Annotated in this window: 15 protein-coding genes; 6 read left to right on the forward strand and 9 right to left on the reverse strand. The window is 66.7% G+C overall.

Features of this window, described 5'->3' with window-relative positions:
- Positions 1–42: 42 nt before the first annotated feature.
- On the reverse strand, positions 43–1,365 hold the full coding sequence (locus tag HFK18_RS09145) for an amino acid transporter (protein WP_257216107.1): 1,323 nt from the start codon (positions 1,363–1,365) through the stop codon (positions 43–45).
- Positions 1,366–1,601: 236 nt separating this feature from the next.
- Positions 1,602–2,900, reverse strand: coding sequence for a lipid IV(A) 3-deoxy-D-manno-octulosonic acid transferase (waaA, locus tag HFK18_RS09150; RefSeq protein ID WP_180165939.1), 1,299 nt, complete (start codon positions 2,898–2,900; stop codon positions 1,602–1,604).
- A 60-nt stretch (positions 2,901–2,960) separates the two neighbouring features.
- On the opposite strand from waaA, the gene HFK18_RS09155 reads away from it, so the two are divergent.
- The gene (locus HFK18_RS09155; protein ID WP_180165941.1) at positions 2,961–3,878 is read left to right on the forward strand and encodes an LpxL/LpxP family Kdo(2)-lipid IV(A) lauroyl/palmitoleoyl acyltransferase; all 918 of its coding nucleotides are present in this window, start codon (positions 2,961–2,963) and stop codon (positions 3,876–3,878) included.
- Between the two features lie 104 nt (positions 3,879–3,982).
- Here the strand turns inward: HFK18_RS09155 and HFK18_RS09160 are convergent, their stop codons facing one another.
- From HFK18_RS09160 to HFK18_RS09175, 4 genes are all read right to left on the reverse strand, one after another.
- On the reverse strand, positions 3,983–4,432 hold the full coding sequence (locus HFK18_RS09160) for a transposase (protein ID WP_180165943.1): 450 nt from the start codon (positions 4,430–4,432) through the stop codon (positions 3,983–3,985).
- 168 nt (positions 4,433–4,600) lie between these two features.
- The gene (locus HFK18_RS09165; protein ID WP_180165945.1) at positions 4,601–5,932 is read right to left on the reverse strand and encodes an O-antigen ligase; all 1,332 of its coding nucleotides are present in this window, start codon (positions 5,930–5,932) and stop codon (positions 4,601–4,603) included.
- Complete coding sequence (locus HFK18_RS09170) at positions 5,913–7,028, reverse strand: glycosyltransferase (protein ID WP_180165947.1); 1,116 nt, start codon at positions 7,026–7,028, stop codon at positions 5,913–5,915. Before HFK18_RS09170 ends, HFK18_RS09165 begins: the two co-directional genes overlap by 20 nt.
- Positions 7,029–7,043: 15 nt before the next feature.
- Positions 7,044–7,241: a zinc-finger domain-containing protein gene (locus tag HFK18_RS09175; protein WP_025874129.1), complete on the reverse strand. Its 198-nt coding sequence runs from the start codon at positions 7,239–7,241 to the stop codon at positions 7,044–7,046.
- A 437-nt stretch (positions 7,242–7,678) separates the two neighbouring features.
- On the opposite strand from HFK18_RS09175, the gene HFK18_RS09180 reads away from it, so the two are divergent.
- Together HFK18_RS09180 and HFK18_RS09185 are read left to right on the forward strand one after the other, a co-directional pair.
- Complete coding sequence (locus tag HFK18_RS09180) at positions 7,679–11,023, forward strand: GH92 family glycosyl hydrolase (RefSeq protein WP_180165949.1); 3,345 nt, start codon at positions 7,679–7,681, stop codon at positions 11,021–11,023.
- On the forward strand, positions 11,020–11,775 hold the full coding sequence (locus HFK18_RS09185) for a basic secretory protein-like protein (protein WP_180165951.1): 756 nt from the start codon (positions 11,020–11,022) through the stop codon (positions 11,773–11,775). Before HFK18_RS09180 ends, HFK18_RS09185 begins: the two co-directional genes overlap by 4 nt.
- A 399-nt stretch (positions 11,776–12,174) precedes the next feature.
- Here HFK18_RS09185 and HFK18_RS09190 read toward each other — a convergent pair whose 3' ends face one another.
- Together HFK18_RS09190 and HFK18_RS09195 are read right to left on the reverse strand one after the other, a co-directional pair.
- Positions 12,175–14,466 (reverse strand): NADP-dependent malic enzyme, encoded by a 2,292-nt coding sequence (locus tag HFK18_RS09190; protein WP_025874126.1) that lies wholly within the window; start codon positions 14,464–14,466, stop codon positions 12,175–12,177.
- A gap of 229 nt (positions 14,467–14,695) precedes the next feature.
- Entirely contained in the window at positions 14,696–16,051 is a 1,356-nt protein-coding gene (locus tag HFK18_RS09195) for a dicarboxylate/amino acid:cation symporter (RefSeq protein ID WP_099820994.1), read from the reverse strand.
- Positions 16,052–16,381: 330 nt separating this feature from the next.
- On the opposite strand from HFK18_RS09195, the gene HFK18_RS09200 reads away from it, so the two are divergent.
- The 3 genes from HFK18_RS09200 to HFK18_RS09210 all read left to right on the forward strand — a co-directional run bounded on the left by HFK18_RS09200 (position 16,382) and on the right by HFK18_RS09210 (position 21,126).
- A complete protein-coding gene (locus tag HFK18_RS09200) occupies positions 16,382–17,551 on the forward strand; it encodes a porin (RefSeq protein WP_180165953.1) in 1,170 nt (389 codons plus the stop codon).
- A gap of 68 nt (positions 17,552–17,619) precedes the next feature.
- On the forward strand, positions 17,620–20,271 hold the full coding sequence (locus HFK18_RS09205) for a PAS-domain containing protein (protein WP_180165955.1): 2,652 nt from the start codon (positions 17,620–17,622) through the stop codon (positions 20,269–20,271).
- A gap of 114 nt (positions 20,272–20,385) precedes the next feature.
- Positions 20,386–21,126 carry a hypothetical protein gene (locus HFK18_RS09210; protein ID WP_180165957.1) on the forward strand — a complete coding sequence of 247 codons (741 nt, stop codon included), beginning with the start codon at positions 20,386–20,388 and terminating at the stop codon, positions 21,124–21,126.
- A 64-nt stretch (positions 21,127–21,190) separates the two neighbouring features.
- Here the strand turns inward: HFK18_RS09210 and HFK18_RS09215 are convergent, their stop codons facing one another.
- Complete coding sequence (locus HFK18_RS09215; protein ID WP_180165958.1) at positions 21,191–21,847, reverse strand: response regulator transcription factor; 657 nt, start codon at positions 21,845–21,847, stop codon at positions 21,191–21,193.
- Positions 21,848–21,882 lie beyond the last annotated feature (35 nt).

Genomic DNA, 21,882 nt, shown 5'->3' on the forward strand with positions numbered 1-21,882 from the left:
GGCTTTTTTATTGATTGCAGATGGCCGGCGCCGCGCATGGTGCTAGCGCGAACGCCCCGCATGTCGACGTATCAGAGCGCCTGCCAGCACGACCGCCAGCACCATCAGCACCGGTACGAACAAGCGGGACATGACTGCCGGCAACAGACACAGTGCGGTCGCTACAGGTGCGAGCAGCATCGGGATGAACCGCCGTTCGCCAGCCGCCGCCCGCGCCTGCCATTGGCTGCGGGCAACGCCGAGGCATACGGCGGCCAGTACCAGCAGGCCGGCAGGCCCCGGCAGCTGTGGAAGCCAGCCCTCCGGCATCGACAACGCCAACGTCGCCGCCAGCATGGTCAGCGCAATCGTCACCCGCAGATGCGCATCGGTGCGCACGTCGCCGGGTTCCGGCGGCCAGACCTCCACCCCCAACCGCGCGGCCAACAGCAGCGATACCAACTGCAGTGCCGCCAGCCCCGCGCCGCCCGCCAACGGCAACAGTGGCAGCAACCATTGCAGCTGCGGCACACCCTGCAATGCCACCGACAGCGGTCGCGTGCTGGCCAGCGCAGAAAATTCGACCAGGCCGGACTGCAGCGCAGCCAATACCATCAGCCACAGCATCGCCATCAGCACTGCCGCGCCGGCGGCTCTGGAAACCTGCGAACGAGGGTGCGGCACCCCGCCGGCAAACCCTGCCAGCAAGCCTGCACCGAGCAGCACACCGAGCAATGCCACGCCAGCTGCAAGCACGCCGCCCAGCCCGAAGCGATAGGGCGCGGTAGCCGATGGCAGCCATGGAATCCAATTCGCGTAGTGCACATGGCGTGCTGCCAGCAACAACAGCAGCAGGCCAACGCCCAGCTTCACTGTCAGCAGTGCACTGGCCAACAGCAGCACGCGCGGCGTCCGCAGCACTGCAGTGGCGGCCCCCAGCAGCAACACCATGATCGAAGCCGCCAGCGGCAATGTCACCCATTGCGCGGGAGCCGCATCGATGACCTCAGCGGCTGCATACAGATGGCGCGCCATCGATTGCGCCAGGCCTGCGGTGGTCGCCGTCAGTTCCAGCAGCAGGGCGATCACCAGTACATCCGCGAACAGCTTGCCCCAGGCGGCACGCAGCAGAGCATGCAGACCTGAAGGATTCGGTAGACGCCGCATTGCCATACGAAGGCAATACAGCATCGGCACCGCACCCAGAGCCGCCAGCAACAGACTGAGAACAATGGCGGGCCCCGCCTGCGCCGCCGTGTGCTGGCCGACCAGGGCGACAACGCTGCCCCCCAACAGCAGGGTCAGCGCCACCACCAGCAGATGGTCGGTGCCCAGCCCCCCGGTCTTCTCGCTGGGCTGCTGCGCGCTTCCGTTGTCGCCAATCATTCAAAGCTCCCTTGATGTCGCCCAAGCGTGGTCGACAACAGGCTGGCAGCCTGACGCGGTAGGCGGAATCGGAATCAGCACCGTAGCCACGATGATGTGACAGCCTGCACGCCGCGAGCGGTGGGAGCGGTCCGGCTACGACACTTTCAACGCCATCAAGCAGGCTTGATGCAGGCGATCACGACAGAGCCAAGGCCGGGTTTGCCTTGAGCCCCCTGATGGCGACTGGCAGGGTCTCAGGCCAGCGGTGGGGGCAGGTGCGGAGCCACCAACTGCAGGGTCCGCTGCAGCGCGCCGCGCCCATTGCTGACCAGTGTGCAACCGGCGCGGGCCATGTCCTCGCGCGCCTGCGCGTCGTCGAGCAGGTGCAGCAGCAGATCGCCCACCGCCTGCACGTCCTCGCCGATCAGCAGTGCGCCGGCTTCACGCATGCGCCGCGAGATCTCGGCGAAGTTGTGCAGGTGCGGGCCGGTCACCGCTGCAGTGCCCATTGCCGCAGGCTCCAGCAGGTTGTGGCCGCCGATGGCCTGCAGGCTGCCACCGACGAAGGCAACCTGGGCGCAGCCGTAGAACGGCATCAGTTCACCCAGCGTGTCGATGACGAAGACATCGCTGCCGGCCCCTGGCCACTGCTGTGCGCGCCGCGTCGACACGCTCCAGCCCTGCTCGCGGGCCAGCGCTTCCACCTTTGGGAAGCGCTCGGGATGCCGCGGCGCCCACAGCAGCAGCAGGTCCGGATGCTGCTGGCGCAGACGGCGGTGCAGGTCGATCACCGCCTGCTCTTCGCCATCATGCGTGCTGGCCGCGATCCATACCGGGCGCGTGGCCGGTACATGGGCATGGAACTGTTCGATGAAGGGCTGCACGTCCGGCGTGGCGATGTCGAACTTCAGGTTGCCCAGCGCCTGCACCTGTTCCGGCGCCGCGCCCAGCTGCACGAAGCGTGCGGCGTCATCCTGTGACTGTGCGGCCACGCAGGTGACCGTGCGCAGCGCACGCCGGATCAGTGCTGCCAGCACCCGGTAGCCACGCAGCGATCGGGCCGACAGGCGTGCATTGAGGATGTAGACCGGAATGCGACGGTCGCGGCAGCCGAACAGCATGTTCGGCCACAGCTCGGTTTCCAGGATCAGCGCCAGGCTGGGCTGGAAGTGGCCGAGGAAGCGGTTGACGCTGCCCGGCACGTCGTACGGCAGGTACACGTGGTCGAGCGCATCGCCCCACAGCGCACGCACCCGTTCCGAGCCGGTCGGGGTGATGGTGGTGATGACCCAGCGGATGTCGGGCCGCTGCTCGCGCAGCGCATTGACCAGCGGTGCAGCGGCGTTGACCTCGCCCACCGAGACCGCATGCAGCCAGACCCGTGGCTGGCCTGTCGGCTGCGGATAGGACGCATAGCGTTCATCCCAGCGCCGGAAGTATTCACGGACCCGGAAGCCGCGCCAGACCAGGTGGTACACGGTGATCGGCAGCAGGAGGTACAGCACGGCCGAGTACAGGCCACGCAGGATCCATTCGACAGGGTCTTTACGCATGCGGCAAGGATACGGGAGCCCCCCGGGAAAGACACGCGGCCGGGTTGGTAGAATGGCGGCATGTCCGATGCCACCACCGCCGTCCGTCCGTCGCTGCGTGATCCACGCAACTGGCCGATGTTTGCCGTCATGTTCACTGCCTTCGGGATCGCCCGGCTGCCGTGGATGCTGCAGCGCGCGCTCGGCCGCGGGGTCGGCTCGATCGCCTGGCGCCTGGCCGGCAGCCGCCGCCATGCCGCCGAGGTCAACCTCAAGCTGTGCTTCCCCGAGAAGGACGAGGCCTGGCGCAAGCGCCTGGTGCGCGACAGCTTCGATGCACTGGGCGTGGGCATCTTCGAATGCGCGCGCTCCTGGTGGGGCAGCATCGACAGCATCCGCCCGCAGGTGCACATCGAAGGGCTGGGACACCTCAAGCAGATGCAGGCCGAAGGCCGCGGCGTGCTGCTGGTCTCGGGCCACTTCATGACCCTGGAGATGTGCGGCCGCCTGCTGTGCGACCACGTCGACCTGTCCGGCATGTACCGCAAGCACAAGAACCCGGTGTACGAGTGGGCGGTGAAGTTCGGCCGCCTGCGCTACGCCAAGGCGATGTACGCCAACGAGGACATCCGCGCGACGGTGCGCCACCTGAAGAAGGGCGGCTTCCTCTGGTACGCGCCCGACCAGGACATGCGCGGCAAGGACACCGTGTTCGTGCCGTTCTTCGGCCACACCGCATCCACCATCACCGCGACCCACCAGCTGGCGCGGATGACCGGTTGCGCGGTCATCCCCTACTTCCATCGCCGCGAAGGCGGGAAGTACTTCCTGAAGATCGGCGCGCCGCTGGAGAACTTCCCCAGCGAAGATGTCGAAGCGGATACCGCGCGGGTGAACCAGGCCATCGAACAGATGGTGCGCGAGGCACCGGACCAGTACCTGTGGATCCATCGTCGCTTCAAGCGCCAGCCCGGTGGGCGGAGCGATTTCTACAAGTGATATGACGGGCGGTCGGGAACGTCCCATCCACGCATGGCGTGGATCTACTGCTTCCCCGGTAGATCCACGCCATGCGTGGATGCTCTCCGTTCCGATGCCGGAATCTACAACGGCCAACGACACCAGGCGTGGGGGTATTCCCCCAACTCGCCGGCCAGTCCAGCCCGCACCGGATTGGCCAGGATGTACATCGCCTTTTCATGAAGGGATTCATCGGTACGTACCGCATGGTCGTGGTAGCCGTGCTGCCACAGCGGTCCTTTCCGTCCCAGTTGCCGGTTCAGCAGCCGACTGCTGCGTGATTTGAGCACGGCCATGCACTGGGCCGGGGTTCCCTTCTGCAGTTCCATCAACCAGTGCAGGTGGTCGGGCATCACCACCCAGGCGAGGCTGTGGCTGAAACCATTGCGTTCGATGAAACGCAGGGTATCGACCAGGACCGCCACGTTGGCGGCATCTGCGAACAAGGACGCACGGCCGTGGGTCGCCGTGGTCAGTGAGTACACGTTGCCGGATCGGGAATAGCGACCGTAACGGAGTCTGGGGCTTGCCATGGGCACAGACTGCGGGTTGCGCGACCCTGCGTGCATTGGCGGACCACCTCGCGGCAGGTCGGGAAAAGCCGCGACGACGGCCAATGTTCATGGGAAAGCCCATCCACGCATGGCGTGGATCTACTGATCGGTATCTCCGGTAGATCCACGCCATGCGTGGATACGGCGCTACGTGGCGCGCGGCAGATCGTCCGGTTCGCGCGCCAGCAACGTGCCGACGAACAGCGCGGCGAGCAGCACGGTCAGGCCGCCCCAGAATGCGGAATAGAACGCCAGGTGGGTGTTGAGCGGGAACACGGTGACCGCCAGTGCCAGCATCGCCGGCCGTGCACGCTCACGCGCCGCTGCCGGGGCGAAGCGCCATGCACGCCATGCCTGCGCCACCGCCGCCAGCCACAGCAACAGACCCAGCACACCGGTTTCGGCAAGGATTTCCAGCACGATCTGATGGGCGTGCAGCGCCGGCATCGTGCCCCACACCGCCGGCCCTTCATCCGCAACGCAATGGGGATAGGCATCGCGGAAGCCACGTGCACCGACACCATTGATCGGATGCGCTTCGATCATGCAGGCCGCCGCGCTCCAGATGCGGGTACGACCGGACAGTGCCTGTTCGACCCCGTCCTCGCCCCCATCCCAGGCCATTGCCGTGCGCGCCACACGCTCCCGCAGCTGCGGCACGCTGGCGGTCAGTACGCCCGCCGAGAGAACCCCCACCAGCGCGAGCAGGCCCAGCCGCTTCCACCCCAGTTGGCGCACGCCGCTGTAGACAACCACCAGGCCGAACGTAATCCATGACGCTCGCGAGCCGGCCAGCAGCAGCACCACACCCACTGCGGCAGCGGCCAGCAACCAGCCCGCATTGCCGAAACGGCGCGCCACCGGCAACAACAGGAACGGCGAAAGGCTGGCCAGCACCTGGCCGAATTTCAGGTTGCACGGCCCAAGCGCCCCGCTGAGACGATCAGCCAGCGCGGCTTCTTCAGCCGGACACAATGCGTGGCCGCTGATGGCCAACTTGAGCTGCTGCAGCGACCAGAACCACGGGCTGGTGCCTGCCAGTGCCTGCACCAGCGCGTCGAGCGTCCACAGGCCGGTGATCAGCGCCAACCCACCCAGGGTCAAGCGCCGCCGCTGCGGGGTGGCCACGGCGATCGCCACCAGCCACATGAAAGGCAGATAGCGCAGCCCGGCCGCCGCCTTGGTCCACGACGCCGACGGGTCCACGGCATCGAAGGCCGAGAACGCCTGCGGCAACCAGTAGCCGAGGAAGAGAATCGATGTCAGCGCCCACGCGGCCGGGCTCAGCAGATGCGGTCGATGCTGCACCCGGCGGATGACCATGCGTGCGGCGGCGTACAACGCTCCCAGGCCCAGCACCGTTTCGGCGATGCCTGGCAGCGGCCACAACGCGACGTAGGCCAGCACCCACCAGGGTGCCCAGCGGCCGGCGCGCTCGTCGCGCAGGGGCGGCGTGGCGTCAGCCAGCGAGGTCGGCATAAAGACGGAGGGTATCGCGCTGCATGGCCTGCAGGGTAAACGGGATACGACCCGGCAGTGATGGCGGCTGTGCCAGCAGGGCCAGCGCACGTTCACCCAGCAGTTGCGCATTGCCCAGCGGCACGGCGCCACTGGGCTGCAGCTGCTGCAGCAGTTCGCCGACGCCGCCGTGGTCCCAACCCAGCACCGGCCTGCCGACCGACAACGCTTCGACCACGGTGCGACCGAAGGCTTCCGGCTTGTCCGACAGCTGCAGCACCAGATCGCTGGCGGCGTACGCCTGGGCGATGCGTGCGGTGGGCGTGCTGATGTGCACGGCCCCGGTCACGCCAAGCACGTCTGCCTGCCTGCGCAGCTCTGCCACATAGGCTTCGCGGCCAGGCTCGTCGGTGCCCAGCATCCACAGCTGCGCCGGCACGCCCGCTGCACGGACATCGGCCAGCAACTGCAGCGCGTGGGCGTGGCCTTTCAGCCGGGTGCCGCGACCAGGCAGCAGCAACAGCGGTCCATCGACCTGGGCCAGCCAGGGATAGTCCGCCGCCAGCGCCAGCCGGGGCCGTCGATCGGCGCGTGCCACACGCGGGAACTGGCTGACATCCACCCCACGCGGGATCACCTGCAGCCTGTCGCGGGCCACCGTGGGGTAATGGGTGTGCACGTAGTCGCGCACGCTGTTGGATACACAGATCACGCGTTCGCCGCTGGTCATCACCGCGCTGTAGCGGCCGGGCGAATTCAGCCCATGCACGGTAGTGACCCAATGCGGGCGCTGCGCCGGCTGCATCGCACGGATCGCATACAGCCCCAGCCACGCCGGCAGGCGCGAACGGGCGTGGACAATGTCGGCGCCCACTTCGGTGAACAAGCGACGCAGCGTGGGCAGATGGCGCAGCGTCAGCAGCGACTTGCGGCCGATATCCAGGGTCAGATGCTCGGCACCGCTGTCGAGCAGCGGCTGCACCAGGCGACCGCCGGCCGACACCACCAGCGCGCGATGGCCGGCAGCGACCAGGGCCGCGGCGATTTCAAGGGTCGAGCGCTCGACGCCACCGGAGTGCAGCGCCGGCAGCAACTGCACCACGGTCAATCGGCGCATCGAGGGGGCGGCCGCTTAGTCGGCCAGCACGAACACGGCACCGCAGTAAGCACACTGCGCTTGCCCGTTGGGTTCGTCTTCGATGGGCAGGTACACCCGCGGATGCGAGTTCCACAGCGCCATTTCCGGAGTCGGGCAGCTCAGCGGCAGATCGCTGCGGTGCACGGTGTAGCGCTTTTCAGCGTTGGCGGGCGCGGTGGCGGTATGGCTCATGGCGAATGTCGATGAACGGATTGCGAGGCCTGCGATTCTAGCATCTGGGCCCGGCAAACACCGTGCGCGGCGTGGCCGCTGCGCGCGGCGGCCAGCTTTACCCCCACGCCCTGGTCCCGCCATGCAACCGCCCTGCCCGCTCCCCGGCGACGGCGCCGAGCCACGGCGGCAGGAAATCCCCAAGCGCACCAGCCAGTTCCGTGCAGAACCGGTCTTCGTCCGAATTTCCCGCATTTGGATCGAACTAAATGGCACTTGTCAGGGCCCCGCCGGCTGTTGCAGCATCGGGTCCGATCCATTCCTGACCCGATCGCATGGCCCGCCCCCCACCGGACCTGCATCGCCTCCCGACTGCCCCGTGGCGGGCGGGGCGATGCTGTCCGTGGTGTTCGCCGATGCGGGTTCTGCCTGCCGCCTGCCCTACCGGGAGACCCTGCATGACCCTGTCCGACCCACGCCGCGCCCTGCTTCCGCTCGCCCTGGCCCTGGCCTGTGCGACCACTGCGACACCGGTGCTGGCGCAAGGGCTGCAGACCTCCTTCGAGCCGGGCGAGCCGGCACCGGCCAGATCCGCTGGCGCGCTGTCCGTTGACGTCGGCAGCGGCCCTGGCGCGCCGTACGCGGCCAAGCGCAACGTCGGCTACAGCGGCCTGCATGCGCTGCACTACAGCGCCAATGGCGGCCCGGCACGCCGCGAACTGTTCAAGACCGATGTGCCCATCGACGCCGACACCACGTTGTCCTGGCTGGTACTGCCGGAGATCGTTGGCAAGGACACCGTGGCCTCCACCTATGTGTCGCTGGACCTGCTGCTGGACGATGGCAGCCGCGTATCCGCCAGCGGCGCGCGCGACCAGCACGGCGTGGCGCTGGGCGCACAGGCGCAGGGCGATTCGAAGACGCTGTATCCGCAGCAGTGGGCGCGCAAGGCGGTACGCCTTGGTGATGTGCCCGCGTTGAAGGGCCGCCGCGTGATCGGCATCGAGCTCGAGGTGGCAAGCGCCGATGGCGCCCCCGTGTCGGGCTGGATCGACGACGTGCGCCTGGACGTGCAGCCACGGCAGGCACCGCAGCGTGTCTCCGACTGGGTGTTGACCACGCGCGGCACCCAGGCCAATGGCACCTTCTCGCGCGGCAACAACTTCCCGGCCACCGCTGTACCCCACGGCTTCAACTTCTGGACGCCGGTGACCGATGCAGGCGCCCTGAACTGGCTATACCGCTGGAACGAGCAGAACGATGCGAAGAACCGGCCGCAGCTGCAGGCGCTTGGCCTGAGCCACCAGCCCAGCCCGTGGATGGGCGACCGCCAGACCTTCCAGGTGATGCCCTCCGCCACGCGCGGTGTGCCTGAAGCTGATCGCAGCAAGCGGGCGTTGTCCTTCGACCGCGCGCAGGAAAGCGCGCGCCCGTATCGGTACGACGTGCGCTTCGACAACGGCATCGCCGCATCCATCGCCCCCACCGACCATGCCGCGCTGTTCCGCTTCGACTTCCCCGCAGGTGGCGACGCCAACCTGCTGTTCGACAACGTTGATGCGCGCGGCGGACTCACCCTTGATGCCGCCACGCAGACGCTATCCGGCTACACCGATACCCGCAGCGGCCTGTCCAACGGCGCCACCCGCATGTATGTGGTGGCCAGCTTCGACAAGCCGTGGCGCAGCAGCGGCCAGATCGGTACCGGCCGCCCGACCGGCTACATCAAGTTCGACGCAGGCAGCGAGCGCCGGGTGACGATGCGCATCGCCACCTCGCTGATCTCCATCGAGCAGGCACGCCACAACCTGGCGCTGGAAATTGCCGCCGCCGATACGCTGGAAAGCGTGGCCGGGCGTGCACAGGATGCGTGGGACGCGCGCCTGGCCCGCTTCGACATCGGCAACGCCAGCGACGACCAGAAGACCACGCTGTACTCCAGCCTGTACCGGCTGTACCTGTACCCCAATTCCGGCCACGAGAATGCGGGCACCGCCGCCGCTCCGGATTGGCGCTATGCAAGCCAGGCCAGCGCCGCCGATGACAACACCGATGGCAGCGCAACGCGCAGCTTCGCACCGGTGCGCGACGGCAAGGTCTTCGTCAACAACGGCTTCTGGGACACGTTCCGCACCACTTGGCCGGCGTATGCGCTGTTCACCCCGGATGATGCCGGGCAGCTGGTACAGGGCTTCATCGAGCAGTACCGCGCCGGTGGCTGGATCGCGCGCTGGTCCTCGCCCGGCTACGCGGACCTGATGGTCGGCACCAGTTCGGACGTGGCCTTCGCCGATGCATGGCTGAAGGGCATCGGTGGCTTCGATCCCGAAGAGGCCTATGCCGCAGCGCTGAAGAACGCCACCGTGGTGCCGCCGGACCGCCATGTCGGCCGCAAGGGCATGGACCGCTCAACGTTCCGCGGCTATGCCAGCGCCGACGTGCACGAGGGCATGTCGTGGACGATGGAAGGTGCGCTCAATGATTTCGGCATCGCCAACATGGCCGAAGCGCTGGCCAAGCGCGCGACGACATCGTCCGCGCGCGAACGCTACACCACCGAAGCCGACTACTTCCGCTACCGCGCCGTCAGCTACGCGACGATGTTCGATCCGGCCGCCGGCTTCTTCCAGGGCCGCAAGCCCGATGGCAGCTGGCGCCTGCAGGCCAAGGATTACGACCCGCGCGTGTGGGGCCACGACTACACCGAATCCAATGGCTGGACGTTCGCCTTCACCGCCGCGCACGATGGCGAAGGCCTGGCCGCGCTGTACGGTGGCCGCGACAAGCTGGCCGCCAAGCTCGACACCTTCTTCGCCACGCCGGAAACCGCCGACGCCGCGTTCGCCGGCTCCTACGGCGGCACCATCCACGAGATGACCGAAGCGCGCGATGTGCGCATGGGCATGTACGCGCACAGCAACCAGCCGGCACACCACATCCCGTGGATGTACCTGTATGCCGGACAGCCGTGGAAGACCCAGCAGCATGTGCGCGAGATCCTGTCGCGGCTGTACGTCGGCAGCGAAATCGGCCAAGGCTATCCGGGCGACGAGGACAACGGCGAGACCTCGGCGTGGTACGTGCTGGCCTCGCTGGGCCTGTATCCGCTGCGGATGGGAGCGCCGGAGTACGCGATTGGTTCGCCGGCGTTCCAGCATGCGCGCGTGGAGCTGCAGGGCGGCGCGGTATTGACCGTCAATGCAGCGCAGAATTCGCGTGAGAACGTGTACGTGCAGTCGCTGAAGATCAACGGCAAGCCGTGGACGAAGACCTGGGTGCCGCACGAGGTGATCGCCAAGGGTGCGACCCTGGACTTCGTGATGGGCCCGCAACCGTCACGCTGGGGCAGCGGCATGGATGATGTGCCGCGCTCGCTGACCGCGCGTGGCCAGCGACCGCAACTGCTGCACGACCTTCTGGGCGGCGGCGCGCAGGCAACGCTGGCCGACGGTCGCGCCCTGCCCGCGCTGGTGGACGACGATGCCACGACGGCGGTGCCGCTGGGTGGTGGCGCGACCATCGCGCTGAGCCACGTGGGCGATGGCGTACCCACGATGTACACGCTGACCAGCGGTGATGGTGCTATCCGCGGCGGCGAGTGGACGCTGGAAGCACGTACCGGCAATGGGCGTTGGGTAACGCTGGACCAGCGCCGCGGAGAAGAGTTCACCTCGGCCCGGCAGACCCGCCCGTTCCGTATCGCTTCGCCCTCACGCTACGCCGAGTACCGTCTGCGCCTGGCTGCGCCGGGGCGCCTGCAGCTGGCAGAGATCGAACTGTTGGCGCCCTCCCCCCTACAATGACGTCCATGCGCCTACGTTTCCTCCCCCTCGCTCTTGCCGCCCTTGTATCTCCAAGTCTCAGCCAGGCACAGCCGCAGACCCAGGCCTTCGATGGCCAGGTCAGCCGTGACGGGGTAACGCTGTATTACCAGGACGCTGCCGGTGCGCTGGCCGCGCCGGTGCGCAAGCGCATCATCGATACGTTCTACTTCGCCTACCTGCGCGAGCGTGCGGACTTCCGCCCGGCCGCGCCGAACGAAGTGCGCATCGTGATCGATCCGGCGTACACCGGCGTCGCCTTCGTCGGCGACAAGGACAAGGCCAGCACCATCACCATCAATCCGGGCTGGCTGGCCCAGCACCCGGATGACATCGATCTGGTGACCCACGAAGCAATGCACATCGTGCAGGGCTACCCCAGCTACGGCGACAAGCGCGTGCCGGGCTGGCTGGTGGAGGGCATCGCCGACTACGCGCGCGATCGCTACGGCATGAACAACGCCGCTGCGGGCTGGGCGTTGCCGGACAAGCTGAGCCAGGGCCAGACGGTGGAAAGTGGCTATCGGGTAACCGGTGCTTTCCTGAAGTGGGCCGAAGCGGCACACCCCGGACTGGTGCTGGCACTGGACAAGGATCTGCGCGACGGGCGCTATGCACCCGCGCTGTGGCAGAAGCACACCGGCAAGACCCTGCCGGCGCTGTGGGCGGAGTACGCCAAGCCGCGTTCCCCGGCCCCTGCACCGCCGCCCGCCCGACGCGCGAAGCGGCGATAAGCCCGACGTTGCCGGGGCGATGCCCCGGCGGCCTTCAACGCGAATGCACGAAGCCGGCGTACAGCGCGAACAGCTGCTGGAAATACCGCTTGCTCACTCGACTGCGCATGACACTGCTCCGCCCATGGAAAGTTGGTCGGGCCCAGGGTGGGAAGGCCGGTCCGGTCCCTTCCCACGGCCAGGCCGCGTGGGCGTATTGGGCCGCAGCGAGGTTGCAGGGCGATTACCGGGCGGCTGCAGTTCTCCGGTAGCGCCGGGCCACGCCTGGCGGAATGCGAGAAGCGCCGCGCTGCGCGCTCGCCGGGCATGGCCCGGCGCTACCCGATCCGGTTTCCGCCGGGCGGAAACAGAAACGCGCCCCGAAGGGCGCGTTTCTGCAGATCGCAGCGGAACGAAGGCTTATGCCTTCTTTTCCGCTTCGATCTGTTTGCGGATCTGCGCATCGACTGCGGCAATCGCGGTCATGTTCAGGATCCGGCGCGAGGTCGCGCTGGTGGTCAGGATGTGCACCGGCTTGTTGACGCCCATCAGGATCGGGCCGATCGCCACGCCATCGGTGAACACGCGCACCAGGTTGTAGGCGATGTTGGCCGCTTCCAGGTTCGGCAGCACGAACAGGTTGGCACGGCCCTGCAGGGTCGAGCCCGGCAGCAGCTTCTGGCGCAGGGCTTCATCCCATGCGGTGTCGCCCTGCATTTCGCCGTCCACGTTCAGACGCGGGTTGCGCTTGAGCAGCAGCTCGCGCACCTGGCGCATCTTCAGCGCATCCTTCGAATCGTGGCTGCCGAAGTTGGAGTGCGACAGCAGTGCCACCTTCGGCTCGACGCCGAACAGCTTCATGCGGTACGCCGCCTGCAGGGTCGCTTCGCACAGCTGCTCGGCGGTCGGGTCTTCCTGCACGTGGGTGTCGACGAAGAAGAACACGCCCTGCTGGTTGATCACGCCGGTCATCGCCGAGGTCGAGGTGACCTTCGATTCCAGCGGCAGCACGCTGCGCACGTAACCCAGCTTCTTGTGGAAGCGGCCGACGATGCCGGTCAGCATCGCATCGGCTTCGCCACGGGCCACCATCACCGCGGCGATCAGGGTCGGGCGCGAGCGCATCAGGTTCTTGGCTGCGGCCACGGTGACGCCACGACGGCCGGTCAGGCCGTGGTAGTACTGCCAGTATTCGTTGAAGCGCGGGTCGTCATTGATGTTGGTGACTTCAATGTTCTCGCCGATCTTCAGGCGCAGGCCGAGGCGCTCGATGCGCGATTCGATCACTTCCGGGCGACCGATCAGGATCGGGTGTGCCAGGCCGTCGTCGACCACGTTCTGCACCGCCTGCAGCACCACTTCCTCTTCGCCTTCGGCATACACCACACGCTGCTTGTCGCTGCGCGCGCGGTCGTAGACCGGCTTCATCATCAGGCTGGTGCGGTAGACGAACTGCGACAGCTTCTGCCGGTAGGCTTCCATGTCGGCGATCGGACGGGCGGCCACGCCCGAATCCATCGCGGCCTGGGCCACGGCAGCCGACAGCTCCACCAGCAGGCGGCGGTCGAACGGACGCGGAATCAGGTACTCGCGGCCGAAGCTCGGGGTCTCACCGCCATAGGCCGAGCCCATGTCGGTGGCGGCGCGACGGGCCAGCGCGGCGATCGCGCGCACGCAGGCGATCTTCATTTCCTCGTTGATCGCAGTCGCGCCGACGTCCAACGCACCGCGGAACAGGTACGGGAAGCACAGCACGTTGTTGACCTGGTTCGGGTAGTCCGAACGGCCGGTACCGATGATCGCGTCCGGACGCGCAGCGCGCACCAGTTCCGGCATGATTTCCGGGGTCGGGTTGGCCAGCGCGAAGATCACCGGGTCCGGCGCCATCGTCTTGACCATCTCGGCGGTCAGGATGCCCGGCGCCGACAGGCCCAGGAAGATGTCTGCGCCGTCGACGATCTCGGCCAGGGTGCGCTTGTCGGTGTCGCGCGCATAGCGCAGCTTTTCCGGGTCCAGGTCGGTACGGCCGGTGTGGATCACGCCCTCGCGGTCGAAGGCCAGGATGTTCTCCGGCTTCAGGCCCAGCTGCACCAGCATGTTCACGCAGGAAATGCCGGCCGCGCCCATGCCCGTGGTCGCCAGCTTCACTTCTTCGATCTTCTTGCCGGTGATCGCCATGGCGTTCAGCACCGCGGCACCGACGATGATCGCCGTGCCGTGCTGGTCGTCATGGAACACCGGGATCTTCATGCGCTCGCGCAGCTTGCGCTCGACGATGAAGCACTCCGGTGCCTTGATGTCTTCCAGGTTGATGCCGCCGAAGGTCGGCTCCAGCGAGGCGATGATGTCGACCAGCTTGTCCGGGTCGTTCTCGTCCACTTCGATGTCGAACACATCGATGCCGGCGAACTTCTGGAACAGCACGCCCTTGCCTTCCATCACCGGCTTGCCGGCCAGTGCGCCGATGTTGCCCAGGCCCAGCACCGCGGTGCCGTTGGAGATCACCGCCACCAGGTTGCCGCGGGCGGTCAGCTCGCTGGCCTGCTGCGGATCGGCCTTGATCGCTTCACAGGCGTACGCCACGCCCGGCGAATACGCCAGCGACAGGTCGCGCTGGGTCAGCATGGGCTTGGTAGCGGAAACCTTGATCTTGCCGGGCGGAGACATCCGGTGGTAATCGAGGGCGGCCTGTTTGAAATCTTCGTTGGACATCGATGTGGGTTACATGAATGGGCAGAAGGGACAGGGGATCATACCCCCGTTGGAGCGGTCGGACCTGTCGCTATGCTGTCGCAGTGATGCTGCGACCGCACAATTCCATGGCGTATGCGACGTTATCAGAGCACAGCTTCGGCGCTGGCGATGACAGCCGTGGGACGCCTTGAAACGCTGCGGGGCCGTGCCACTGTCGTGACCGGCCCCGCAGTACCACACACCCGGATCAGCCCTTGGCGGGCAGCGCCTCGGTCATTGCCAGCGGCACGGCATCGACCGGCGGCGGCAGTTCGCTTTCGCGACCATCCAGCGCCAGCTTCAGACGGTCGCGGTCCAGCGCGCCTTCCCAGCGCGACACCACCACCGTGGCCACCGCGTTGCCGATGAAGTTGGTCAGCGAGCGGCATTCGCTCATGAAGCGGTCCACGCCCAGGATCAGCGCCATGCCGGCCACCGGCACTTCCGGCACCACCGCCAGGGTGGCGGCCAGGGTGATGAAGCCGGCACCGGTGACGCCGGCCGCGCCCTTGGAGCTGAGCATCGCCACCAGCAGCAGCGCGATCTGGTGGCCCAGGGTCAGTTCGGTGTTGGTGGCCTGGGCGATGAACAGCGCGGCCAGGGTCATGTAGATGTTGGTGCCGTCCAGGTTGAACGAGTAACCGGTGGGGACCACCAGGCCGACCACCGACTTGCTGCAGCCGGCACGCTCCATCTTCTCCATCAGCGACGGCAGCGCCGACTCCGACGACGAGGTGCCCAGCACCAGCAGCAGCTCGGCCTTCAGGTAACGGGCCAGCTTGAACACCGAGAAGCCGCACAGGCGGCAGACCACGCCCAGGATCACCGCAACGAACAGGAAGGCGGTGAGGTAGAACGAGCCGACCAGCCAGGCCAGGTTGACCAGCGAGCCGACGCCGTACTTGCCGATGGTGAAGGCGATGGCACCGAAGGCACCGATCGGCGCGGCCTTCATCAGGATGTGCACCAGCTTGAACACCGGGGCGACCAGCGCTTCCAGGAAGTTCTGGATCGGCTTGCCCTTCTCGCCCACCGAGGCCAGCGCGATGCCGAACAGCACCGCCACGAACAGCACCTGCAGGATGTTGCCGTCAACGAAGGCGCTGAGCAGCGTCTTCGGGATGATGTCCATCAGGAAGCCGACCAGGGTCAGGTCGTGCGACTTCTCGACGTAGCTGTGCACCGCGGTCTGGTCCAGCTCGGCCGGGTTGATGTTCATGCCGGCGCCGGGCTGCACCACGTGCGCCACGATCATGCCGACGATCAGCGCCAGCGTGGAGAAGAACAGGAAGTACGCCATCGCCTTGGCGAACACCCGGCCCACCGTACGCAGATGGGTCATGCCGGCGATGCCGGTGACGATGGTCAGGAAGATGACCGGTGCGATGATCATCTTCACCAGGTTGATGAAGGCATCGCCGAGCGGCTTCATCTTCTCGCCGATCAGCGGCTCGTAGTGGCCGAGGACAGCGCCCAGGACGATCGCCACGATCACCTGGAAATACAGCTGGCGGTAGAGCGGCAACGGCTTGCTGGGCACCGGTGCAGCGGTCGGGATGTGCATGGCGGACTCCGGAAGGGGCGTTTTCAGGCACGTACGGCCCCGGAAGTGCACGGGAACCGTTACCGTGGAAACTGATCGCACGCCCCTGGACTGCAGGCGCGGGGTGCGACCAATGGACGCCTTTGTACGCGCCACGCACCGCCGCGCAGATAACCTATTGGTACTAGCCCCCCGGTTCAGGTGGCTGCGCTGCCTACACTGGCGCCGCACCGCTGATCGCGGGGATGCCGGTGGCCCGACCTGAACGGCCGGGCGCGTCATTGCGAAAGTTCCGGCCATTGCGGCCGTTGTTGTCCTGTCCACACGCATTCTGAGAGAGCCGCACCACCCATGCGCCCGATTCCCACCTTGCTGGCCCTTTCCCTGGCCGCCCTCCCCGCCTTCGCATCCGCTGCGGATTTCGACAACTGGCCGACCAAGTACGCCTTCGGCGACGGCACCGAACTGGCCGCTACCGCCAACATCGCCTACGACTACAACGACTTCTCGTCCGCCAGCGGCATCGAGGATGACGACGCGGTGCGCCGCAAGGAATTCGGCGCGACCCTGAAAAAGAAGGGCGTGTACGACGCGATGGTCTACTACGACTTCCAGGCCGATACCTGGCTGGACGTGTTCGTGCGCTTCGAGAGCAAGGCGTTCTTCGGCCGCGATGTCGGCCGCTTCCGCTTCGGCTACATGAAGACCCCGGTCGGCCTGGATGCGAACACCTCCTCGCGCGCCGGCAGCTTCCTGGAAACCGCGCTGCCCGTGCAGGCGTTCTACGCAGGCCGCCGCACCGGCGTGGAATGGGTGCTGGAACGTCCGCAGTACCTGCTGCAGGCCGGCGCCTATGGCGGCAAGGACCTGCAGGGCGACAACCCCGGCACCACCCAGGCGGTGCGTGCGGTGTGGACGCCGGTAAAGGCACCGGGCGATGTGATCCACCTGGGCCTGGCCTATTCGCAGGAAAACCCGCGCGGTTACCACGATGGCCGCGACGTGCATCATGAAGCCAGCGCGCGCCTGCGCGCCCGCCCGGAAGCCGGCCTGACCGACATCCGCCTGGTCGATTCGGGCGCGCTGGTCACCGCCGACCAGATCCGCCGCACCGGTCTGGAAGGTATCTGGATCCGCGGTCCGTTCTCGCTGCAGGCCGAAGCGCTGCAGGCGACGGTCACCCGCAATGATGGCAAGCCCGACTACACCGGCCACGGCCAGTACGCGATGGCCAGCTGGGTGCTGACCGGCGAATCGCGCCCGTACAACGCCGGCGCCGTTGCCAACGTCAAGCCGGCGCACGACTACGGCGCGGTGGAACTGGTGGCCCGCTACAGCCGCCTGGACCTGGACGACGGCAGCGTCCTCGGCGGCCGCCAGCATGACCTGACCCTGGGCGCGAACTGGTACCTGACCAGCCACTTCAAGTTCCAGGCCAACTACGTGAAGGTCGACGCCAGCCGTCGCGGTGTGCACAGCACCCCGGAGATCTTCGAACTTCGCGCGCAGATGCACTTCTGATCCCTTCCACGTGTCAGATCCCGGCGGGCGTGTACACCGCGCCCGCCGGCCCTGCGTAGACTGCCGCCATGTACTGGCTCAGCCGCCACCGCCTGCAGTTGCTGACCGTTCTGGTGATGGTGGCCGGCACCGTGCTGTGCGCGGTCGCCGCCGGCCACTACGCTTGGCGTCGCGCCCTGGGCACGGAAAGCGCACAGGTGCAGCGCCAGCTACAGCTGTATGGCCAGGGGCTGCAACAGCGCATCGACCGGTTCGGCACCCTGCCGCAGGTGATGGCGCTGGATCCGGACCTGCAGCACGCACTGCGGGTACCGCCCTCGCCCGCCGAGCGGCAACGCCTGAACCTGAAACTGCAGCGCGCCAACCAGGTCACCCGCACCTCGACGCTGACCCTGGTCGGCCGCGATGGCGTGGCCGTGGCGGCCAGCAACTGGGACCAGCCGACCAGCAACGTCGGCGAGGATTACAGCTACCGTCCCTACTACCAGCAAGCACTGGCTCATGGCCGTGGTCGTTTCTACGGCATCGGCATGACCACCGGCGTGCCCGGCTATTTCATGTCCGAAGCCATCCTGGATGCCGACAGCCAGCGCATCGGCGTGATCGTGATCAAGATCGAGCTGTCCGCGCTGGAACAGGAGTGGTTGAACAGCCCGGACGTGGTGCTGACCAGCGACAACCACGACGTGGTGTTCCTGGCCAACCGCGATGCCTGGCGCTACCGCCTGCTGCGCCCGCTCGGCGCGGAGGAACGCAACGAAATGCGCGCGGCGCGGCAGTATGCCGATCGCTCGCTGCAACCGCTGCGCGTGCGCACCGAAGATGTGCTGGCCGATGGCGGCCGCATGGTCCGCCTGCTCGACCCACCACTGCCGCAGGCAATGCTGTGGCAGACCCTGGCGCTGCCGGACGAAGACTGGAGCCTGCATCTGCTGCATGACGCGGGCGCGGCCACCAGCGCTGGCCGCGGCGCGGCCGTGGCCGGCGCGGCTGCATGGCTGGCGCTGGGATTCCTGGTGTTGTTCGTACAGCAACGGCGTCGCCTGTCCAAGCATCGCCAGCGCAGCCGGCGCGAACTGGAAACCCTGCTCAAGCAGCACGCGCAGGAGCTGCGCACCGCCCAGGACGGCCTGCTGGAAGCAGCCACCGACGCCGACGTCGGCTTGAGCCGCAGCCTCGAACATCTGCCACAGGGCGTAGTGGTGATCGACAAGGAGCAGCGCCTGGTGGCGTGGAATTCACGCTATCTGGAACTGTTCCGCTTCCCGGCCGGGCTGGTTCGGGTGGGCCGCCCGATCGAGGAACTGTTCCGCTTCAACGCACGTCGTGGCCTGTTGGGCCCCGGTCCGATCGACGAAGCCATCGAACGCCGCCTGACCCACCTGCGCAGTGGCCGCCCGCACATGCGCGAGAGCGAGAAGGACGACGGCACGGTGCTGGAGATCCGCGGCAACCCGCTGCCCGATGGTGGCTTCGTCACCAGCTATGCCGACATCACCAGTTACAAGAACGCTGCGCGCGAACTGCGCTCGCTGGCCGATGCGCTGGAACACCGCGTGGCCGAGCGCACCCAGGATCTGGACGAAGCCCGCCGCGAGGCCGAACAGGCCAACCGCTACAAGACCCGCTTCGTGGCCTCGGCGGTGCACGACCTGCTGCAGCCGTTGAACGCCGCGCGCATGTTCGTGTCGGTGCTGCGCGGCAAGCTCAGTGACCCAGCGCAGCAGCAGACCAGTGACCATATCGATGCCGCGCTGGCGGCACAGGATGCGATTCTCAACAGCCTGCTGGATATCTCTCGGCTGGAATCGGGATCGTTGCAGGTCCGCGTGCGCGCTTTTGCACTTTCGCCTTTACTGGAAACCCTAGCGCGCGAGTTTGGCATCGCCGCACAGAGCCGCGGTCTGCAGCTTGACTGGGTGGACACCCGCGCGGTGGTCATCAGTGACGAAGCGCTGCTGCGGCGCATCCTGCAGAATTTCCTGTCCAATGCGCTGCGCTACACGCCACGTGGGCGCGTGTTGATCGGCTGTCGGCGCACCGGCGACCAGCTGCGCATCGAGGTGCATGACCAGGGGCCGGGCATTCCGGAAAGCCTGCAGGGCGAAATTTTCGAAGAATTCCGCCGCTTGAATGACGGCGTGGAGCAGGAACGTGGCGCCGGCCTGGGCCTTGCCATCGTCGAGCGCATCGGTCGCCTGCTCGGCCACCGCATCAGCCTGCGTTCCACGCTGGGCAAGGGCAGCGTATTCGCCGTCAGCGTTGCACTCGGACGCGCCGACGAGGTGATTGCACCGCCGGCAGCGCCGGTCATCGCGACCGAACCGTCCGATGACAGCCCGCTGCGGCAATGTCGGGTATGGAGCATCGATGATGACCCGCACGTCTGCGCGGCGACCCGTGCGCTGCTGGAACGCTGGGGCTGCAATGTGGAACTTGCCGACGGCCCGCAGGGCGCGCTGGAAATCGCCAGCGCGTTGAACGTGCCGCAGCTGTTGCTGCTGGACGTGCGCATGGGGCAGTGGCACGGACCAGACCTGTATGAAGCGCTGTGCACGCTGTGGCAGGCGCGGCCGCCAGTGATCCTGGTGACTGCCGAGCGCGATGATGCGCTGAAGGCGCATGCTGCCGAGAACGGTTGGGGCTTCCTGCTCAAGCCGGTGCGGCCACCGGCGCTGCGTGCATTGATGACGCAGTTGCTGTTGCGGCATCGCGGGTAAAGCTGTCGCACCACGCGCGGACCATCGGCCGCTCTTTGAGAGGAGGCTGAAAAGCGACCCACCCATGGATAGAGGATGGGCATAGTCTGAACAGCAGACGAGCAATTGCCCTACTTGCCACCGTTGCTGAAGATCAGAAAATTGCATGACCGGGCCAATCGGCCAGCCAGACCAGAGGCATTGATCGTGCCCGTTTCTCCCGCACCTCCTGCATCTGCAGGATATTTCAGCCCGATCGTGGCGACGCTCCTCGGCCTTTGCTGCAGCGGATGCATCGATGGCAAACCACCGAAAGCAGACGGGAATCAACAGGGAACTACAGAAGAAAGCAGCATCGGCCAGCGTCATCCAGACACGCCCGACTCAGCCAACCCGCGTGGCCGCACATTGTCGAATCAGGGCATTTCGGCGTCGGCCGGGAATCGTAGGGAACGTACATTCGAGTACCTTCAGGTCGAGTCTGGATTCATGGCAAACAGAGGCATCTCAAGCCAGACGGCTGAAGACCTTCTGCGGTCGAGTCGTAGTACCCATGATGCAATCGACCGCATGACCATCGACGCAGCATCCAGCCCTGATGCGCAGGACCTGGCCAGGCACTATCGATCGTCTCTCATCCGCGCAATGGATCAGAACACCGTTCTTGAGCGCCTTGCGTGCGGCCTGAGCATATGCATTGGCATCGCTCGAGCCCGAAGCAATGCCGATCACGAGGCATGGGGCCAGAGGCTGGCGTCAGACCGATCGTCTCCCACTTACAGCTACGCGGAAGTAGCTGAGGGTATCGGTGCGGGATACGAAAACAGATTCATTTTCTCTATCGATCCGGAACTGAATTCGATCAGCGGAAACTGATCGAGGAAGCGGAACAGAATCAACAACGACCTGGTACACGAGTCAATTCAATGACCTGCCGCGATCAGCCATCCAACCCGGCGCGCGCGTCGCCTTCGGGCTCCAGCGCCTTCACCAACACTGCCGCTTGGGTGCGGCTGTGGCATTCGAGCTTCTTCAGGATCGCGGTCACGTGCACCTTCACCGTGTTCTCGGCCAACCCCAGCTCATAGGCAATCTGCTTGTTGAGCAGCCCGTCGGCCAGGCACAGCAGCACCCGGAACTGCTGCGGCGTGAGCTGCGCCAGGCGGCTGGCCAGCAGCGCGTCGGCCTCGGAGCGCTCGGCCGCCATCGCCGGGAACCACAGGCCCCCATCGAGTACCGCCGCCACTGCTTCACCGATGGTTTCGGCAGGCGCGGACTTGGGAATGAAACCGGCTGCGCCGAACTGCTGCGCACGACGGATCACCCGCGGATGATCGTTGGACGACAGGATCACCACCGGGATGTCCGGATGCGAACCGCGCACGTGCAGCAGCGCTGAGAAACCGTGTGCGCCGGGCATGGTCAGGTCCAGCAGTACCAGATCCACATCGGGCTGTGCATCCAGCGCCGCAGCCAGTGCTTCGGCGCTGGCCACCTCGCGCACCTGCGCCAGCGGCAGGCTCTGCCGCAATGACTGCACCACCGCCGAACGCAGCAGCGGGTGGTCGTCGGCGATCAGGATGGTGTATTCGCTCATGCAGCCATTGTACGGGCAGCAAACGGCCTACGCCG

The organism is Stenotrophomonas sp. SbOxS2 (assembly GCF_013416715.1).
GTDB lineage: Bacteria > Pseudomonadota > Gammaproteobacteria > Xanthomonadales > Xanthomonadaceae > Stenotrophomonas > Stenotrophomonas lactitubi.

Bases quoted from the DNA above. Each gene is read 5' to 3' on its own strand.
- waaA (WP_180165939.1), bottom strand. From the start codon at position 2,900: ATGCGTAAAGACCCTGTCGAATGGATCCTGCGTGGCCTGTACTCGGCC.
- HFK18_RS09170 (WP_180165947.1), bottom strand. From the start codon at position 7,028: ATGCGCCGATTGACCGTGGTGCAGTTGCTGCCGGCGCTGCACTCCGGT.
- HFK18_RS09165 (WP_180165945.1), bottom strand. From the start codon at position 5,932: ATGCCGACCTCGCTGGCTGACGCCACGCCGCCCCTGCGCGACGAGCGC.
- HFK18_RS09190 (WP_025874126.1), bottom strand. From the start codon at position 14,466: ATGTCCAACGAAGATTTCAAACAGGCCGCCCTCGATTACCACCGGATG.
- HFK18_RS09200 (WP_180165953.1), top strand. From the start codon at position 16,382: ATGCGCCCGATTCCCACCTTGCTGGCCCTTTCCCTGGCCGCCCTCCCC.
- HFK18_RS09160 (WP_180165943.1), bottom strand. From the start codon at position 4,432: ATGGCAAGCCCCAGACTCCGTTACGGTCGCTATTCCCGATCCGGCAAC.
- HFK18_RS09180 (WP_180165949.1), top strand. From the start codon at position 7,679: ATGACCCTGTCCGACCCACGCCGCGCCCTGCTTCCGCTCGCCCTGGCC.
- HFK18_RS09175 (WP_025874129.1), bottom strand. From the start codon at position 7,241: ATGAGCCATACCGCCACCGCGCCCGCCAACGCTGAAAAGCGCTACACC.
- HFK18_RS09145 (WP_257216107.1), bottom strand. From the start codon at position 1,365: ATGATTGGCGACAACGGAAGCGCGCAGCAGCCCAGCGAGAAGACCGGG.
- HFK18_RS09215 (WP_180165958.1), bottom strand. From the start codon at position 21,847: ATGAGCGAATACACCATCCTGATCGCCGACGACCACCCGCTGCTGCGT.
- HFK18_RS09205 (WP_180165955.1), top strand. From the start codon at position 17,620: ATGTACTGGCTCAGCCGCCACCGCCTGCAGTTGCTGACCGTTCTGGTG.
- HFK18_RS09195 (WP_099820994.1), bottom strand. From the start codon at position 16,051: ATGCACATCCCGACCGCTGCACCGGTGCCCAGCAAGCCGTTGCCGCTC.
- HFK18_RS09155 (WP_180165941.1), top strand. From the start codon at position 2,961: ATGTCCGATGCCACCACCGCCGTCCGTCCGTCGCTGCGTGATCCACGC.
- HFK18_RS09185 (WP_180165951.1), top strand. From the start codon at position 11,020: ATGACGTCCATGCGCCTACGTTTCCTCCCCCTCGCTCTTGCCGCCCTT.